The sequence below is a fragment of the Loktanella sp. DJP18 genome (genome assembly GCF_049310965.1).
Classification (GTDB): domain Bacteria; phylum Pseudomonadota; class Alphaproteobacteria; order Rhodobacterales; family Rhodobacteraceae; genus Loktanella.
Genome location: NZ_JBMERN010000343.1, coordinates 1 through 1,025 on the forward strand (window position 1 = coordinate 1; position 1,025 = coordinate 1,025).

Consider the following 1,025-nt stretch of genomic DNA (forward strand, 5'->3'; position numbering starts at 1 on the left):
GCGCATGTCCCGTTGCGTATCGCGATGTTCAGGTCTGGCGATAATTCCGCGCACAAGGACGGGCTTGCAAACTTGCCGCACAGCCCGTGGCAGACCTCGCACAGCGCCTCCAGCCTGCCATGCGTTGCCGTGTAGGGACGATAGTCAGCCATCCCGTCATATGCGCGGCGCGGCGCGCTACAGGCCATGCAAAGGAACTGATCGCGCGCCAGACGGCGTTCAGGTTTATTTCGCCGCCTGTTCAGAAAATCCTTCAGTGCAAAGCCCAAAATCAGATGCGGCTTCTGGCCGTCCAGAACGGGCAGGCCCGCTTGCCGCCACAATCGCACCGTCTGCACAGAAACCCCCAATGCCGCCGCCGCCTGTTCATAGGTGTATTGATTGTGCATCTTGATGTTGCGCGCAGAAACGCGCTTGGGCATCAGCTGGCCCTCCCCTTGCCGGGGTCAACGCGATGGGTTTCTGCCCATGCGTTCAGATCAGCACCGCGATAGATGATCTTGCGGCCCAGCTTGTAGAAGGCCGGTCCCGTGCCATTGTGCCGCCATTGGGCCAGCTTGTCGCGGTCGCCGATAATATTCAGTTCGGTGTCGCCAAGAACATAGTTTCGATTTTGCTCAAACAGGTTTGCCATTGTCCCGATCCTTTTCTGTTGGACTGGGACCTATTGGAGGGCGCTGGCTATTCTTGAAAAGTCGCTTGGAAAGGACGTTTTGGTCAGATCGAAAGGTCTAGTGATCGGCCCCTTTTCCATCCGCATCCAAAATATGGAAACGGCGGTGCAAAATTAGGCCACGGTAGCGGCGGGATTGTCTCGCTGCGGGCGGAGTAAAAACCTGCCACTTTTCCCTTCTTGCTTCACTGGTATTCACTGAAAGGGTCTTAACCAACAGTAGGTGCAACGCTGGCAGCCGGTCGTATCGCGAAGGTGGTAGAAATTTGAAGGTCGCGTAATCTCCGGGTGACTTGAACCCACCCAACCGGCGGCAGCAACCGCCAGGGAGATCACGCTATGACGAACACTA

General features: G+C 56.9%; 2 protein-coding genes. Both read right to left on the reverse strand.

Translation table 11 applies throughout. The features are described 5' to 3' along the window. The coding region (locus ACOI1H_RS25770) for a helix-turn-helix domain-containing protein (RefSeq protein ID WP_422441182.1) at positions 1–422 on the reverse strand (422 nt) is incomplete at its 3' end. Next, positions 422–634 (reverse strand): helix-turn-helix domain-containing protein, encoded by a 213-nt coding sequence (locus ACOI1H_RS25775; protein ID WP_422441184.1) that lies wholly within the window; start codon positions 632–634, stop codon positions 422–424. The genes ACOI1H_RS25770 and ACOI1H_RS25775, both read right to left, overlap by 1 nt. Between the last annotated feature and the right edge of the window lie 391 nt (positions 635–1,025).